This is a genomic window from Pseudomonas sp. FYR_7 (assembly GCF_043106155.1).
GTDB lineage: Bacteria > Pseudomonadota > Gammaproteobacteria > Pseudomonadales > Pseudomonadaceae > Aquipseudomonas > Aquipseudomonas parafulva_B.
Window position 1 is genome coordinate 45,440 of the sequence record NZ_JBICMI010000047.1, and the last position, 16,864, is coordinate 62,303.

14 protein-coding genes are annotated in these 16,864 nt (G+C 61.2%); 5 read left to right on the top strand and 9 right to left on the bottom strand.

Going from position 1 to position 16,864, the window contains the following annotated elements; translation table 11 throughout:
• Positions 1–143: 143 nt before the first annotated feature.
• The 6 genes from argR to acs form a co-directional block, all read right to left on the bottom strand.
• Positions 144–1,124, bottom strand: coding sequence for a transcriptional regulator ArgR (gene argR, locus ACF8R3_RS10975; RefSeq protein ID WP_197844202.1), 981 nt, complete (start codon positions 1,122–1,124; stop codon positions 144–146).
• A gap of 98 nt (positions 1,125–1,222) precedes the next feature.
• Positions 1,223–1,987 carry an ABC transporter ATP-binding protein gene (locus ACF8R3_RS10980; protein ID WP_027915914.1) on the bottom strand — a complete coding sequence of 255 codons (765 nt, stop codon included), beginning with the start codon at positions 1,985–1,987 and terminating at the stop codon, positions 1,223–1,225.
• Between the two features lie 22 nt (positions 1,988–2,009).
• Entirely contained in the window at positions 2,010–2,708 is a 699-nt protein-coding gene (locus ACF8R3_RS10985; RefSeq protein WP_023533799.1) for an ABC transporter permease, read from the bottom strand.
• The gene (locus ACF8R3_RS10990) at positions 2,705–3,394 is read right to left on the bottom strand and encodes an ABC transporter permease (RefSeq protein ID WP_023533806.1); all 690 of its coding nucleotides are present in this window, start codon (positions 3,392–3,394) and stop codon (positions 2,705–2,707) included. The genes ACF8R3_RS10985 and ACF8R3_RS10990 overlap by 4 nt, the downstream gene beginning before the upstream one ends.
• Positions 3,395–3,482: 88 nt before the next feature.
• Positions 3,483–4,268, bottom strand: a complete 786-nt coding sequence (locus ACF8R3_RS10995) for an ABC transporter substrate-binding protein (RefSeq protein WP_027915913.1) — start codon at positions 4,266–4,268, stop codon at positions 3,483–3,485.
• A gap of 556 nt (positions 4,269–4,824) precedes the next feature.
• Positions 4,825–6,786, bottom strand: coding sequence for an acetate--CoA ligase (gene acs, locus ACF8R3_RS11000; RefSeq protein ID WP_058605578.1), 1,962 nt, complete (start codon positions 6,784–6,786; stop codon positions 4,825–4,827).
• Positions 6,787–7,169: 383 nt separating this feature from the next.
• Here acs and ACF8R3_RS11005 point away from each other — a divergent pair, with 383 nt between their 5' ends.
• Positions 7,170–7,424, top strand: a complete 255-nt coding sequence (locus ACF8R3_RS11005) for a DUF2790 domain-containing protein (RefSeq protein ID WP_027915912.1) — start codon at positions 7,170–7,172, stop codon at positions 7,422–7,424.
• Positions 7,425–7,528: 104 nt separating this feature from the next.
• Here the strand turns inward: ACF8R3_RS11005 and ACF8R3_RS11010 are convergent, their stop codons facing one another.
• Positions 7,529–9,091 carry a sigma-54-dependent transcriptional regulator gene (locus ACF8R3_RS11010; RefSeq protein ID WP_326383834.1) on the bottom strand — a complete coding sequence of 521 codons (1,563 nt, stop codon included), beginning with the start codon at positions 9,089–9,091 and terminating at the stop codon, positions 7,529–7,531.
• Positions 9,092–9,341: 250 nt separating this feature from the next.
• Between ACF8R3_RS11010 and phhA the strand changes: the two genes are divergently transcribed.
• From phhA to ACF8R3_RS11025, 3 genes are all read left to right on the top strand, one after another.
• On the top strand, positions 9,342–10,130 hold the full coding sequence (phhA, locus tag ACF8R3_RS11015) for a phenylalanine 4-monooxygenase (RefSeq protein ID WP_392515598.1): 789 nt from the start codon (positions 9,342–9,344) through the stop codon (positions 10,128–10,130).
• A gap of 40 nt (positions 10,131–10,170) precedes the next feature.
• On the top strand, positions 10,171–10,527 hold the full coding sequence (locus ACF8R3_RS11020; RefSeq protein ID WP_023533765.1) for a 4a-hydroxytetrahydrobiopterin dehydratase: 357 nt from the start codon (positions 10,171–10,173) through the stop codon (positions 10,525–10,527).
• Positions 10,528–10,764: 237 nt separating this feature from the next.
• Positions 10,765–10,893 (top strand): hypothetical protein, encoded by a 129-nt coding sequence (locus ACF8R3_RS11025; protein ID WP_256675167.1) that lies wholly within the window; start codon positions 10,765–10,767, stop codon positions 10,891–10,893.
• Positions 10,894–10,981: 88 nt separating this feature from the next.
• Here the strand turns inward: ACF8R3_RS11025 and ACF8R3_RS11030 are convergent, their stop codons facing one another.
• Positions 10,982–14,002 carry an FAD-binding and (Fe-S)-binding domain-containing protein gene (locus ACF8R3_RS11030; RefSeq protein ID WP_392515599.1) on the bottom strand — a complete coding sequence of 1,007 codons (3,021 nt, stop codon included), beginning with the start codon at positions 14,000–14,002 and terminating at the stop codon, positions 10,982–10,984.
• Between the two features lie 150 nt (positions 14,003–14,152).
• Between ACF8R3_RS11030 and ACF8R3_RS11035 the strand changes: the two genes are divergently transcribed.
• On the top strand, positions 14,153–15,037 hold the full coding sequence (locus tag ACF8R3_RS11035) for a LysR substrate-binding domain-containing protein (RefSeq protein WP_197844199.1): 885 nt from the start codon (positions 14,153–14,155) through the stop codon (positions 15,035–15,037).
• 64 nt (positions 15,038–15,101) lie between these two features.
• On the opposite strand, the gene ACF8R3_RS11040 is transcribed toward ACF8R3_RS11035, so the two are convergent.
• On the bottom strand, positions 15,102–16,520 hold the full coding sequence (locus tag ACF8R3_RS11040; protein WP_197844198.1) for an amino acid permease: 1,419 nt from the start codon (positions 16,518–16,520) through the stop codon (positions 15,102–15,104).
• Positions 16,521–16,864: the final 344 nt, after the last annotated feature.

Consider the following 16,864-nt stretch of genomic DNA (forward strand, 5'->3'; position numbering starts at 1 on the left):
CTTGTTACAGCGCAAAACCGGCATTCGGGCGGGCTTTCGGCAATGCGACAAACACTGTCGCAATCGCGCAGTGTACGGCAGAGAAGAAGCTGGGTGAACGGGTGTTCACCTCGTTGTGCAGCCCGGGCGTGCCGGCACGTCGACTAACCTTTTTCACCCGGCGCGGAGCTCAGTTCGAACGGGCTACTGTTGCGTCGCTGATTGCGGTCTTCACGGGGGGTGGCGCCAAAGAAGTTACGGTAGGCGCTGGAGAAATGCGGGCCGGAGGAGAAGCCGCACGACAGGCCTATCTGGATGATGGACTTGCTGGTCTGCATCAGCATCTGCCGTGCCTTGTTCAAGCGCAGCTCCAGGTAATACTGGCTCGGCACCCGGCTCAGGTATTGCTTGAAGATGCGCTCGAGCTGTCGCCGTGACACGCAGACATGCTGGGCAATTTCATCGGTGGTCAGCGGCTCCTCGATGTTGGCCTCCATCAACAGCACCGCCTGGGTGAGCTTGGGGTGGCTCGAGCCCAGCCGGTTCTGCAGCGGGATGCGCTGGCGCTCACCGCCCTCGCGAATACGCTCGACCACCAGTTCCTCGGACACCGCGCCTGCCAGCTCAGCGCCATGGTCACGGGCCAGCACTGCCAGCAACAGGTCGGTGACCGCCATACCGCCGCAGGCCGTCAGGCGATCACGGTCCCAGTCGAATAGATGACTAGTGGCGATGACCTTGGGGAAGCGCTCGGCAAAATCGTCCTGCCAGCGCCAATGCACGGCTGCGCGGTAACCGTCGAGCAGGCCAAGCATGGCCAGTGGGTAGACCCCGGCAGACAGCCCGCCAATCATGCAGCCGCTGCGGGCCAATTGCTTGAGCGCCGTCGACAGCGCAGCCCCGATGTTGCCCGGCGCCTCATCGGCCATCAAAAACAGCTTGTGGCACCCTTCCAGGCGCCCGTTCCAAGGTTCGCCGGGCATGCGCCAGCTGCCTTCGACCGGGGCTTCGGCTTGCAGGAACAGGGTTTCGTAAACCACGTCGGGATGGACCCGCTGCGCCACCTGCAGGACTTCTTCGGCCAGCGCCAGGGTCAGTGGCCGGGTGCTGGGCCAGATGAGAAAACCAATTCGCTGGGTGGTCATAGGGTAAGGTCCGAAACCTGAGATCGTTCGATTCGATGCGCCGGGTCAGGCTGCGCGTGACACGCAGCATGCCCTATCGTGGTGCAAAAAAGCAGCTTTTACTTCAGGCTGCCGGACAGGAACTGCTTCAGGCGTTCCGAACGCGGGTTGGCCAGCACCTCACGGGGGCAGCCGGTCTCTTCGACCAGGCCCTTGTGCAGGAACACCAACTGGTTGGACACCTCGCGGGCAAAACCCATTTCGTGGGTCACCACCACCATGGTCCGGCCTTCCTGGGCCAGTGCCTGCATCACCTTGAGCACATCGCCGACCAGTTCAGGGTCCAGGGCCGAGGTCGGTTCGTCGAACAGCATGACCTCTGGTTCAACGGCCAGTGCGCGCGCAATGGCCACACGTTGCTGCTCGCCACCGGACATGTGCCCCGGGAAGGCATCCTTGCGGTGGGCAACCCCGACCTTCTCAAGGTAGTGCTCGGCCTTCTCCAGTGCCTCCTTGCGGCTGACCCCCAGCACATGCACTGGCGCCTCAATGATGTTCTCCAGCGCCGTCATGTGCGACCACAGGTTGAAATGCTGGAACACCATCGCCAGGCGCGAGCGCATGCGTTGCAGCTGGCGCGCATCAGCTGCCTTGAGTGCGCCATCCTTGCCGGGGGTCAGTTTCAGCTCTTCGTTGTTGAGCAGTATCTTGCCTGCATGGGGCTGCTCCAGCAGGTTGATGCAGCGCAGGAAGGTGGACTTGCCCGACCCACTGGAGCCGATGATGCTGATGACGTCGCCTGCCTTGGCCGCCAGGGAAACGCCCTTGAGGACCTCATGGCTGCCGTAGCGCTTGTGCAGGTCTTGGACTTGGAGTTTGTACATGCTGTCGATTCTCACAGAGCGGTCAGTGCTTGCGCGGCGCCAGGTAGCCGAGCCAGCGGCGTTCGGCCATCTTGAACAGGCGCACCAGGATGAAGGTCAGGCACAGGTAGAACACGCCCGCCGTGATGTAGGCCTCGAAAGGCAGGTAGTACTGGGCATTGACCGTGCGCGCGGCACCGGTGATGTCGATCAGGGTCACGATCGACGCCAGGCTGGTGGTTTGCAGCATCATGATCACTTCATTGCTGTATTGCGGCAGCGCACGGCGCAGCGCAGACGGCAGCAGGATGCGTCGGTACATCTTCATGCGCGACATGCCCATGGCCTTGGCCGCCTCGATCTCGCCATGGGGCGTGGCTTTGAGGCTGCCGGCAACGATCTCGGCGGTATAGGCGCTGGTGTTGATGGCAAAGGCCAGGCACGCGCAGAAGGTTGCGCTGGACAACAAGGGCCAGAACACGCTGGCCCTGACGGCCTCGAACTGCGCCAGACCGTAGTAGATCAGGAACAGCTGCACCAGCATGGGCGTGCCACGTATGACGTAGGTGTAAAGCCAGGCCGGCAGGTTGACCCACGGGCGCTTTGACACGCGCATCAAGCCCAGCGGAATGGCCGCCAGCAAGCCGAAGAACAACGAGACTGCCAGCAGCTTGAGGGTGGTGAGCAGGCCGTCGAAATACATCGGCAACGCTTCCCAGACCACGTTGTAGTCGAAGATCATAATTCGGTCACCTTGACACCCACCGAGTAGCGGCGCTCCAGATACTTCAGCGCCAGCAACGAGACGCTGGTCAGCACCAGGTACAAGGCGGCCACTGCCAGGAAGAAGGTGAAGGGTTCACGGGTGGCATCGGCCGCCTGCTTGGCCTTGAACATCATGTCCTGCAGGCCGACCACCGAAATCAGCGCCGTGGCCTTGGTCAGCACCAGCCAGTTGTTGGTAAAGCCTGGAATCGCCAGGCGAATCATTTGCGGGACCTGGATGCGGAAGAACACCTGCCGGGCATTCATGCCGTAGGCGACACCCGCCTCGGCCTGGCCCTTTGGAATGCCCAGGAATGCACCCCGGAACGTTTCCGAAAGGTAGGCGCCGAAAATGAAGCCCAGCGTACCGATACCTGCCAGCAGCGGGTTCAGGTCGATATAGTCGTCGTAGCCCACCAGCGGCGCCACGCGGTTGATGATGTCCTGCCCGCCATAGAAGATCAGCAGGATCAGTACCAGATCCGGTATGCCGCGAATGACCGTGGAATACAGGTCGCCCAGCCAGGCCAGCCAGCGCACGGGCGACAAGCGCAGCGCCACGCCGATCAGGCCGAGCACGATGGCCAGGGCCATCGACGAAAGGGCAAGCTGTAGCGTCAGCCACGCCCCATCGAGGATGACTGCCCCATAGCCTTTCAACATGTTGAGGTCCTCGACCTAGAGAATGAAAAATGGTGCAAACCTCAGCGCTTCTGCTGTTTGCACCATTGCATAGCGATTGACGGCTGACTCAGTTCGCGTCTGGGCCGTAGATGTCGAAGTTGAAGTATTTCTTCTCGATCTCTTTGTACTTGCCATTGGCACGGATGGCATCGATGGCCGCATTGATGCGATCGACGTTGGCCTTGTCACCCTTGCGCACGGCAATGCCGACGCCGTCACCGAAGTACTTCACGTCGGTGAAAGCAGGGCCTACGAACGCGAAGCCCTTGCCGGCATCGGTCTTGAGGAAGCCATCTTCCAACAGCGTGGCGTCGGCCACGGTGCCGTCCAGACGACCAGCCGCCACGTCCAGGTAGATTTCGTTCTGCGTGCCGTATGGCACCACGGTGGCGCCTTTGGGCGCGAGCACTTCCTTGGCGAAGCGATCGTGGATCGAGCCACGCTGCACGCCAATCTTCTTGCCCTTGAGCTCATCGAGGCTGTCGGTGACCGCGGTACCTTCCTTCATCACCAGACGCGCCGGGGTGAGGTAGTAACGCTTGGTAAAGTCCACCGACTTCTTGCGGTCCTCGGTGATGGACATCGAAGACAGGATGGCGTCGATCTTGCGCACTTTCAGCGCAGGAATCAGGCCGTCGAACTCCTGCTCGACCCAGGTGCACTTGGCCTTCATCTCTTCGCACAGGGCGTTGCCGATGTCGTAGTCGAAGCCGGCGATGCTGCCATCGGGCTGCTTGAAGGCAAAAGGAGGGTAAGCCGCTTCGATACCGATTTTCAGCGGTTTTTCATCGGCCTGCGATACCAGGGAAAACACGGACAGCGCCAGGGCGCCAAGCAGTGCGAGCTTCTTCATCAGGTAACTCCATCGGTACGGGGCAATACAAGGCAGGTAACAGCTGCCCGATATGCGAATGGTTACAACGCGAGCCGCGCAGGGTTCGACCAAGGTCGCAGACCACGAGCGAGTGAATGGCATTTTAACGACAGCCCGGTAGTCGAAATTTCTTCAAAGCGACAACTACTTACAGAAGCGCCTGAAACCGCTGCGGGCGATGTTGACAGCCAATGCAGAATATGCAAAAGCGCAAGAAATTGAACCCATGAATCTAGCAAATCCTGGGCCTATTATTGGCAAACCCTTGTGGGACGGCAAGTGTAGCGTGATGGAGCGTTCTACAAGACAGCCAAAATGCCCCTAAACAGCGCCAAGTGTTTCCAGGCGCCCCGCCATAGCGCATTGCTGGTGACAAAAAAGTAACCGATCACTGCCGGGTAACAGGCCCAGCGGTCTATAAAGCAAAAACCCCGCCGGTTAACCCGGCGGGGCCTGAGCTGGACGATGGTGCACTGGCGGCGCGCCCCCAATCAGCTTGCCGTCAAGCTTGAATCTCGGACCGCGCGCAGTGCCGTCAAGCCGTGGCCAGGCTCATGGCCTTGTGCGTGTCGATCAGGTGCTGCACGACACCTGGGTCTGCCAAGGTCGAGATGTCACCCAGCGCGTCGTACTCGGCGGTTGCAATCTTGCGCAGGATGCGGCGCATGATCTTGCCCGAACGGGTCTTTGGCAATCCGGGTGCCCACTGAATCACATCCGGCGAGGCGATCGGGCCGATTTCCTTGCGCACCCAGTTCTTCAGTTCAAGGCGCAGTTGCTCGCTTGGCTCGACGCCAGCATTGAGGGTGACGTAGACATAGATACCCTGGCCCTTGATGTCGTGCGGCACGCCCACCACCGCGGCCTCGGCCACCTTGGCGTGCGCCACCATGGCACTTTCGATCTCGGCGGTGCCCATGCGGTGGCCCGAGACGTTCAGCACGTCATCCACGCGACCGGTGATCCAGTAGTAGCCGTCCTCGTCGCGGCGGGCGCCGTCACCGGTAAAGTACATGCCCCGGAACGTCTTGAAGTAGGTATCGACAAACCGGTCATGGTCACCGTATAGCGAGCGCGACTGGCCTGGCCATGAATCGAGGATCACCAGGTTGCCCTCGGTCGCGCCTTCGATCAGGTTGCCCAGGTTGTCCACCAGGGCCGGTACTACGCCAAAGAACGGGCGCGTGGCCGAGCCTGGCTTGAGCGCCGTCGCACCTGGCAATGGGCTGATGAGGATGCCGCCGGTTTCGGTCTGCCACCAGGTATCGACGATCGGGCAACGCTCCTTGCCCACAGTCTTGTAGTACCAGTTCCAGGCTTCGGGGTTGATCGGCTCGCCCACAGAGCCCAGCAGGCGCAGGCTGGAACCGTCGGCGCCGTCTACCGCCGCCTGCCCTTCGGCCATCATGGCGCGGATGGCGGTGGGTGCGGTGTAGAGGATATTGACCTTGTGCTTGTCGACGATCTTGGACACGCGGGTGATGTCCGGGTAGTTCGGCACACCTTCGAACAACACGGTGGTGGCGCCGTTGGCGAGCGGGCCGTAGACGATGTAGCTGTGGCCCGTGACCCAGCCGACGTCGGCGGTGCACCAGTACACCTCGCCCGGACGGTAGTCGAACACGCGCTCATGGGTCAGCGCCGCGTATACCAGGTAGCCACCGGTGGTGTGCAACACGCCCTTGGGCTTGCCGGTCGAGCCGGAGGTGTAGAGGATGAACAGGGCTTCCTCAGCCCCCATTTCCTTCGGCGCGCAGTGGCTGGAAGCCACTTTCATCAGGTCTTCGTACCAGATGTCGCGGTGCTGGTGCCAGGCAATGTCGCCGCCGGTGCGCTTGCAGACGATGATCTTCTGCACGCTGCTGGTTTCAGGGTTGGTCAGTGCCAGGTCGACATTGGCCTTGAGCGGTGTACGGCGACCGCCGCGCACGCCTTCGTCAGCAGTGATCACCACCTTGGACTTGCAATCGATGATGCGCCCTGCCAGGGCCTCGGGCGAGAACCCACCGAATACGACCGAATGGATTGCACCGATACGGGCGCATGCCAGCATGGCGACCACAGCCTCGGGAATCATCGGCATGTAGATGGTGACCACATCGCCGCGGTGCACGTCCTGCCCGCGCAAGGCGTTGGCGAACTTGCACACTTGCTCGTGCAGTTCGCGGTAGGTGATGTTGCGGTGCTCGGAGGGGTCGTCCCCTTCCCAGATAATGGCCAGTTGATCGCCACGCTCTTCCAGGTGACGGTCCAGGCAGTTGGAGGAAACGTTCAGAGTGCCGTCGGCAAACCATTTGATGTCCACGTGGTGGTCATCGAAGGAAGTCTGCTTGACCTTGGTGAAGGGCTTGATCCAGTCGATGCGCTGGGCCTGCTCACGCCAGAAGCCGTCCGGGTTGATCACCGACTGCTGGTACATGGCCTTGTAGGTGGCCTCGTCTGTCAGGGTAGTGGCCGCGATCTCGGGACGAACGGGATACAGTGGAGCCGCACTCATCGTGTTTACCTCGGTGTAATAGTTGTTTTTGTATGGGACCGATGTAACTGTACCAGAGCGATAACCGCCATTCGACGTTGGTAGTAATTTGCCAGTCGATCGGGTCGCAACCGCTCAAGCGCGGGCATTGTGCTGCCTTGCAAGGTGCAGGCCGTGGATTATTACCAATTTCACCAACAGACTTTATCAAAAGCCCCACTGTTTCACCCTGGGTCACAGTTCTAGAATTGATCTCGCCAGCAACGGCAAGAAGATTGACAACCTGTAACCGCCCCCACGAAGGCAACTGTCACTTCTCTGCAAACTTGATCAATACCTTAACGGTTGTCGTAGTGCCTCACGCACGGCGCGCACCGTCACGACCTTAAATAGGCAGATAAAACATGAAAGCTTTAATGGTAGTACTGCTGGGCAGTCTGTGCGGGACGGCCATGGCCGACGAAGCCCAGGCCGCCGAACAGGCACCGGTTGAACAGTACAGTTACTCGCAACACCTGGACATCGACCACGTCATTTCCATGAGTGAAATCCCCAATGTCTGCGGCGTAGTGCCCGCTCGCATGACCTATGCCGACTCGCAGGGCCACACCCACGTGCTGGAATACCGCGTGATGGGCAACGGCTGCTCCAACGGCTGACAGCGCGGCGACCAAGGGGGCCGAATGACCCCCTTCGCGGCCGTCTGCACACAAGTAATACTGAAAGTTAAAAGCGACAGAACACTACCCTGAGTACAGTCCAATCAGTGCCCTGCTGATTTTCCAAGTGAATAATCTTTTAACTTATTGGCAATGGTCGTGTGCGATACGCCCAAGCGCTTGCCCAATGCTCGGCTGCTTGGAAACTCCTTGAGCAAACTTTCCAATACAGCTTTTTCAAAACGCCCGACAATATCGGACAATGCACCGTCCAGTGAAAAATCCCCCAACGGCTGTCGCACGCCATAATCGGGTAACCGCACATGCTCACTCTTGACCACACCGTTTTCACATAACGACACCGCCTGGAATACCACGTTTTCCAACTGCCGAACGTTACCGGGCCAATCATAGCTGGCCAACTTTTGCATCGCCCCTTGCGCCAGGCGAGGCATGGCGCATCCGATCTGCCGACTGGCCTGATCGAGAAAATACTGCACCAGCCCATCAAGACCATCCATGCATTCGCGCAAGGGCGGAATGTGCAACGACAGCACGTTGAGCCGGTGGTACAAGTCCTGGCGGAATTCGCCCCGGGCACAGAGCTCGGACAGGTCCACCTGCGTGGCGCAGATCACCCGTACATCCAGATAGACCTCCTCGTCGCTACCCACACGGCGAAAACATCCGTCCTGCAAGAACCGCAACAACTTCACCTGAAGCCGCGGGCTCATTTCAGCCACGCCATCGAGAAACAGCGTGCCGCCGGCTGTCAGCTCCAGCAGCCCCAGCTTGCCTTCGGCGCGGGCACCTTCGAAGGCGCCCGGCCCGTAGCCGAACAGCTCGGTCTCGGCCATCGACTCAGGCAAGCCGGCACAGTTGAGCGCCATCAGCGGCGACTGCCCACGCGGGCTCGCCAGGTGGCACGCCCTGGCCAGAAGCTCCTTGCCGGTGCCGGTCTCCCCTTCGATCAACAGCGGCGCATCCAGCGGCGCCATTCGCCTTGCTTCACGGACAACGGCAGCCATCAGGCGTGAGCTCTGGAAAATGCTGTCGAACCCCCGCAACTCCTGCTTGCGCACATTGTAGATACGTTCACCGATGCGATCGGCGCGGTGCAGGGTGAGCACGGCGCCAGCCAACGCTTCGCTGTCATCGTGCTCGGACTGCAACGGCGCGATGTCGGCCAGGAACACATGGCCCTTAACCTGTACCCGCAGACCGTTGATACGCGACTTGTTGCTGCGCACCAGTTCCGGCAAGTCGAAGTCGTCCACGTAGCGAGCCAGTGGCAGGCCGGGCACTTCGTCGACCCGCACCCCCAGCAATTGGGCCGCCGACCGGTTTGCCGCCACGATGCTGCCACCCATGTCGATCGAGAGCACGGGAAACTCCAGCGCCCCAAGCAGCGCATTGAGTTCCATGTGCCGGCGCTCGCTGGGCATCAGCCCCACGCGCTTGACGCCGAACACGCCCGTGATGGCCTCGAACTTGGGGCGCAGGGCCTGGAACTGGAGGTTGATGAGGTTCGGGCAATGCAGGTAGATGGCGTTGCCATGGTCACCCCCTACTTCGCCCCGCAAGACGTTGATGCCGTAGTCGACCAACAGGTTGAGGATGTCGCGCAGAATCCCGATACGGTTCTGGCAGTGCACTTTGATACGCATAAGGGATACGCCTGGCAAAAACTTCCCGCCTGAGCGGAAAACTTGTAAAGGAATTCTTACGAAATGACCGCTGATGATCATTGCAGGAGCTTGATGTTGGGACAATTCAGGGGTTTTGTAAAATTATCCTTACAAAATAGCGTGCCCGCCTGGGCCCTATCCCCTCCATGAGTAGATGTGCACTGTGCATTAACGGGTTATTTCTGATGCCTACCTGTACATAACGACAAGAGCTGATCAGGAGACCTCCATGAAGCACACCCACTATGTGGCACGCGAGCCTGATGCGCAGGGGTTCATCGATTACCCGCAGCAGGAGCATGGCGTGTGGAACACGTTGATCACCCGCCAACTGAAGGTGATCGAAGGGCGTGCCTGTCAGGAATACCTCGACGGTATCGAGCAGTTGAAGCTGCCTCATGACCGCATCCCGCAGCTAGGTGAGATCAACAAGGTGCTGGGGGCAACCACCGGCTGGCAGGTCGCACGGGTTCCGGCATTGATTCCGTTCCAGACCTTCTTCGAGCTGCTTGCCAGCAAGCGCTTCCCGGTGGCAACGTTCATTCGCACGCCCGAAGAACTGGACTACCTCCAGGAACCGGACATCTTTCACGAAATCTTCGGCCACTGCCCGCTGCTGACCAACCCCTGGTTTGCCGAATTCACCCATACCTACGGCAAGCTGGGCCTGGCCGCCACCAAGGAGCAGCGCGTCTATCTGGCGCGCCTGTACTGGATGACCATCGAATTCGGCCTGATGGACACACCCAACGGCCGCAAGATCTACGGCGGTGGCATTCTGTCCTCGCCCAAGGAGACGGTCTACAGCCTGTCTGGCGAACCCGAGCATCAGGCCTTCGACCCCATCGAGGCCATGCGCACCCCTTATCGGATCGACATTCTGCAGCCGGTGTACTTCGTGCTGCCCCAGCTCAAGCGCCTGTTCGACCTTGCTCACGAAGACATCGTGGGCATGGTCGCGCAAGCCCAGCAGCTAGGCTTGCACGCGCCAAAGTTTCCACCCAAGGCTGCCGCTTGAACGCTGCTTGCCACTCACAACGCCACATGGATAACAACGTATGAATGCCTTGAACCAAGCCCACTGCGAAGCCTGCCGCGCCGATGCACCAAAAGTCAGCGAGCAGGAGCTGGCCGAGCTGATTCGCGAAATTCCGGACTGGAACATCGAAGTGCGTGACGGCCACATGGAGCTTGAGCGCGTATTCTTGTTCAAGAATTTCAAGCATGCCCTGGCGTTCACCAACGCCGTCGGGGAAATTGCCGAGGCCGAAGGGCATCACCCGGGACTGCTGACCGAGTGGGGCAAGGTGACCGTCACCTGGTGGAGCCACTCGATCAAGGGCCTGCACCGTAACGACTTCATCATGTGCGCACGCACCGACAAAGTGGCCGAGACGGCCGAAGGGCGCAAGTAAACTGCCCAGGGCTTCAGTCGCGGGGCTCACACGGGCGTGGCCGTCGGTCACGCCTTTTTATGCAGCCAGAACAGCCTTGAGCCTGCGGCATGACCTGAGTTGATCGATCCGCTGGGCTAACCGGGCGTAGGAAAAAAGCCAAACTGTCATCCAGACTTGTGTATCCTGCCCCAGCTTCTTGAAGCTTCACACGCGCCTGGCGCAGCCTTTTCACTCACACTTGCGAGGAACGACGAGATGCATGAGATCCCGAATCTTCCCTTCCCAAGCCTGAACCCAGAAGAGCCCACCGTTACCGCCCACGCTGACTCGGCACCTGCTCTCGAGCAGGAAGGTGACGATCAGACCAGCGCCGACCAGGACTAGACCGCGCGCACTGGCTGTGTGAAAACGGCTGATATGGCGCCTTGCGTTTCAGCACGTTTTCACACCGCTCGGTCGAGCAAGTTTCCCTTCAGCCCCTGGCGTACTGCAACACCACTTCCAATGGATGACGCATCGGCCGCCCAGCCATGCGCTTGACCTGGCTGCGGCAGGAATAACCGGTCGCCAATGGCTCCCCCTCCTTATCCAGTTTCAGCGCCCAGGACTGTTCGAAGATGTTCTTTGAGGTCTGCTGATTACGCGCCTCGTGCCCATAGGTACCTGACATGCCGCAGCAGCCGGTGGCCTCGGTGATCAGCTTGAGCCCAATGCGTTCGAACACCTGCTCCCACTGCCGGGTACTGGCAGGGGCGTTGGTCTTCTCGGTGCAATGGGCCATCAGACGGAAGGTGGACGTGCACCCTGCCGCTTGCTCGGGCAGTGCGCCCAACAGCCATTCCTGAGGCAACAGCACAGTGGGGCACCCCTCGAGCCCAGGCACTTTCAGGTATTCCTGGCGATAGACGAGGGTCATGGCCGGATCCAGCCCGACCAACGGTACGCCGCAGTCAGCCAACGCCTTGAGCTGGGCGGCATTGCGCACGGCGGCCTTGGCGAAGGCACCCAGAAAGCCCTGAACATGCAGTGGCTTGCCATTGGCACTGTACGGTGCCAAGTAAACCTTGTGGCCCAGGCGATGCGCCAAGTCGATGAATGCCGACAGCAACGGCGTCTCGAAGTAACGGGTGAAGGCATCTTGCACCAGCACGATGCTGCGCTCGCGCTGGGCAGGCGTCAGTTCGCGCAGCGCCGGCACCGTAGCCATGCCCACGCCACAGCGTGTCAGGGTCGCCTGGAAGTTGAAACGGCTGATCAACGGGCTATCGACCATGCCTACCTGCTCGGCCAGCAGGCGGCTGACCCATTTCGAGCTCATCACCGCGTTGTACAGACCAGGCGCATGGGCCAGATAGGGGATGGTGAACTCCAGCGAGCCGATCAAGTAGTCACGCAGAGGGCGCTGGTACCGGGTGTGGTACAGCTCGAGAAAACGCGAGCGAAAATCAGGTACGTTGACCTTGATCGGGCACTGCCCTGCGCAGGACTTGCAGGCCAGGCAGCCAGCCATTGCGTCATAAACTTCATGGGAAAAGTCAGCCTGACCCTGGCGCCGCGCCCGCTCGTTGCGCAACCGCGCAGGCAGCTCTTTGATCCATGAAACCGGCTTGCGCGCCACCTCCAATACATCCACGCCCGCATCACCCTGCAGGCGCAACCACTCGCGCATGAGCGAAGCCCGCCCTTTGGGCGAGTGCCGACGTTCACGAGTCGCCTTCCACGACGGGCACATGGCGTCGTTCGGGTCGTAGTTGTAGCAGGCACCGTTGCCGTTGCAATGCACGGCGCTGCCATAGGCCTGCCAGACCCGCTCATCGATGGTGCGGTCCAACTCGCCACGCAAGGTCACGCCATCGACCTTGGTCAGGCCCTCGCTGGCACCGGGCGGTGTGCAGATCTTGCCGGGGTTGAGCTGGTTGTGCGGGTCGAACGCGCCTTTGAGGCGCTGCAGTGCCGGGTACAGCTCGCCAAAATACTCGGGCACGTACTCAGAACGCAGGCCCTTGCCATGCTCGCCCCACAACAAACCGCCGTAGCGACGGGTCAACGCAGCCACCGCATCGGAGACAGGCTTGACCAAGGCCGCCTGAGCCGGGTCCTTCATGTCCAGCGCGGGGCGCACGTGCAGCACGCCGGCATCGACGTGGCCGAACATGCCGTACGCCAACCCGTAGCCGTCGAGCAAGGCACGGAACTCGGCGATGTAGTCGGCGAGTTTTTCCGGTGGCACCGCCGTATCCTCGACGAAGGGCTGCGGCCGCACTTCGCCTTCGACATTGCCCAGCAGGCCGACCGAGCGCTTGCGCATGGCGTAGACGCGGGTCACCGCCTCAGCGCCCTCGGCCAGCGTATGGCCGAGACGCTCGACGCTGGTGTCGGCGCGCAAGTGATCGATAAACGCCTGGACCTTGGCGTTGACCTCGATGGTGTCATCACCGCAGAACTCGACCAGGTTGATGCCCAGCGTGGGGCGCTCGGGGTCGGCCGGGAAATACTCGGCCACGCTGTGCCAGACGATGTCCTTCATCGCCAGCCCGAGCACTTTGGAATCGACGGTCTCGATGGACAGCGGCCGCTGCGCCATCAAGGCATTGGCATCGCGCAGCGCGTCCATGAAGCTTGCGTACCGTACGTTCACCAGGACGGCATACTTGGGAATCGGCAGCACGTTGAGCTTGGCCTCGACCACATACCCCAGCGACCCCTCGGCGCCGCACAGCACATTGTTGAGGTTGAAGCGGCCCTGCTCGTCGCGCAGGTGCGCCAGGTCGTAGCCGGTCAGGCAGCGATTGAGCGGGGGAAAGGTGGTGCGGATGAGTTCAGCCTGGGTATCGCAGATATCCAGGGCCGTGCGGTACACCTGACCCACGCGACCGGGCGCCGTACACGCAGCCTGCAGCGCCTCTTCGTCGAGCGGCAGGCTGTGCAGGCGTTCCCCCCCGAGCAGGATGCTGTGCAGCTCAAGCACATGGTCGCGCGTTTTGCCATAGGTGCAACTGCCCTGCCCGCTGGCGTCGGTGTTGATCATGCCACCCACGGTCGCCCGGTTCGACGTGGACAGTTCAGGCGCAAAGAACAAGCCATGGGGTTTGAGGGCGGCGTTGAGCTGGTCCTTGACCACACCCGCCTGCACCCGCACCCAACGCTGCTCGGCATTGATTTCAAGAATGCCGTTCATGTGCCGCGACAGGTCCACGACCACGCCATCGGTCAACGACTGGCCATTGGTGCCCGTGCCGCCGCCGCGCGGGGTCAGTTTGATCGACTGGAAACGCGGCTCGCCCATCAGCGTGGCGACCCGCGCCACGTCATCGGCGTCCAGGGGGAACACCGCGGCCTGCGGCAGACGCTGGTAGATGGAGTTGTCGGTGGCCAGGACGGTTCGGGTACCGTAGTCGGCGCTGATCTGGCCACGGAAACCACTGTCACGCAGGGCTTGGAGAAATGCCGGATAGTCGGCGTCAGGTGCAACGGTAGGCAGCTGGGCGATCATCGATGGACGGCCTCGGAATAGGGCTGATTCACGGGAAAGATGTCGTGGCGGCATGGGTGGCGCCGGCAACAGTGACGTATGTGGCAATGTTCCTGTAGTTTTGCGCCAGGGGCAAACGGATAATCCTGCCGCTATCGATGACTTTCATGAATGAATTACCGCCACCTGACCCCGTCCATGTCCCTGCTGCTGGCCTTCGAGGCAGCCGCCAGGCACCAGAGCTACACCCGCGCCGCCACTGAACTGTCGCTGACCCAGAGCGCGGTCAGCCGGCAGGTTCAGGCGCTGGAACAGCAACTGGGCCTTACCCTGTTTCGCCGCGAGGGTCGCCAGGTACGGTTGACGGACGTCGGCCGGCTGTACCAGCGCGAGCTCAGCGAAGCACTGGGCCGCATTCGGGGCGCGACCCTCCAGGCGCTGGCCTACCAGTCCGGGGTCGGCACGCTGCGCCTGGCCACCCTGCCCACCTTTGGCTCCAAATGGCTGTTGCCGCGCCTGAACGACTTCTACAAGGCGCACCCTGGCATGCTCGTACACTTGCATTCGCGGATCGAAGCCATCGACTTCGACACCAGCGAGATCGACGCCGCCATTGGCGTGGCCAGCCGTGACCTGCCGGGGCTGATCAGCCATCGCCTGCATGCCGAGGAGCTGCTGGTGATTCTCCCGGCGCAGGCCGCCAACGAACAACCGCACTGGAGCCCCATTCGCATCAGCGAGCAGTTGCTGTTGAACGTGGCCAACAACCCCCATGCCTGGGGTGAATGGTTCTCGCACCACGGCCTGCCCCACCGAAGCATGCGCCTGGGCCCCAGCTTCGAGTTGACCTCGCACTTGATTCAGGCCGTGCAGGCGGGGATTGGGGTGGGCCTGGTGCCCCGCGTGCTCGTGGAAGACGAGCTGGCCAAAGGAGCGCTGTACAGCCCAGGCCTGGCATTCGCCAGTCAGCGCAGTTATTACCTGATCTATCCACCGCGTAACGAGGCGCTACCGTCGCTGCGGGCGTTCAGGGCGTGGCTGCTGGAACAAATCTGACACGCAGAAAAGAAGAAACCCGAAGCGGGCAACGCTTCGGGTTTCGCATGCGGCTGTACGATGCTTATTTGGCGGTGCTGCCAATGGCCTCAGGGACAACGCCCTTGCGCCGTGACTTGATGGCATAAGCGACGAACATGCAGAGCAACCAGACCGGAATGGCGTAGACGGAAACCTGGATACCCGGAATCTGCAGCATGATGCCCAGGATCAGGACCACGAACGCCAGCACCACATAGTTGCCATAGGGGTACCACAGCGCCTTGAACAGGGGTTTCTGGCCCGTGCGGTTGAGGTGCTGGCGGAACTTGAGGTGCGAGTAGCTGATCATGGCCCAGTTGATCACCAGGGTGGCCACGACCAGCGACATCAGCAGCTCCAGCGCGCTGGAAGGCATCAGGTAGTTGAGCAGCACGGCGATCAGGGTCACGGCCGCCGACACCAGAATCGAACGCACCGGTACGCCACGCTTGTCGACCTTGGCCAGGGCAGCCGGCGCATCGCCCTGCTCGGCCATGCCCAGCAGCATGCGGGCATTGCAGTAGGTGCCGCTGTTGTACACCGACAAGGCCGCGGTCAGGACCACGAAGTTCAGCAGGTTGGCGGCCACATCGCTGCCCAGCAACGAGAACACCTGCACGAACGGGCTGCTGCCGTAGCTGCCGCCGGAGGCATCGATGCTGGCGACCAAGGTGTCCCATGGCGTGAGCGACAACAGGATCACCAAGGCGCCGACGTAGAAGATCAGGATACGGTAGATGACCTGGTTGATGGCCTTGGGGATCACGGTCTTGGGCTTGTCAGCTTCTGCGGCCGTGAAGCCGAGCATCTCCAGCCCCCCGAACGAGAACATGATGAACGCCAGGGCCATCACCAGGCCACTGACTCCATGGGGGAAGAAGCCACCGTGCGACCACAGGTTGGCCACGGTCGCATCAGGCCCGCCGCTGCCGCTGGTCAGCAGGTAGGCACCCAGGCCGATCATGCTGACAATGGCCACCACCTTGATGATGGCAAACCAGAACTCGGCTTCGCCGAAGAACTTCACGTTCATCAGGTTGATGGCGTTGATCAGCACGAAGAAGGCAGCGGCTGTCACCCAGGTAGGGATTTCCGGCCACCAGTAGTGCACGTACTTGCCCACCGCGGACAGTTCGGACATGCCCACCAGGATGTACAGCACCCAGCAGTTCCAGCCCGACAGGAAGCCGGCAAAGCCCCCCCAGTAGGTATGGGCGAAATGGCTGAACGATCCGGCCACGGGCTCCTCGACGATCATTTCGCCCAACTGGCGCATGATCATGAAAGCGATGAAGCCACAGATCGCGTAGCCCAGAATCATCGAAGGCCCGGCGGATTTCATCACGCCTGCCGACCCCAGGAACAGGCCGGTGCCGATGGCGCCCCCCAGGGCGATCAACTGAATATGGCGGTTCTTCAGGCCCCGCTTGAGCTCGCCTGAATGCTTGTCGTGTCCACTCATGAACGAAGTCACCTGCATTGTTTTTATCTGTGACGGAATCGGACCCACCGCGCTCGTGGCGCAGCGGAATGGGCAAGGTGGTCACCTTGTTTCCTGAGGGTGCAACTGCGCGGTCGAGTCAACCGGGCGGGGTCAGGAGTGCGCGGTACGCAAGGGGGTCACAGGTAAAACGCGGCGCACTGTATAACCCTGCGAGCGCGCAGGCGTCAACGCGTTGCGTGGTTTCCGGCGGAAAAAACGCAGCGTTCCTGAGGTAATGGCCTTTGTGGGCGAGGTGATCGGCGTACATGGCGCCTCCAATTGTTGTTTTATCAACCGGCTCTGCGGCGGGCTGTTGCACGGGG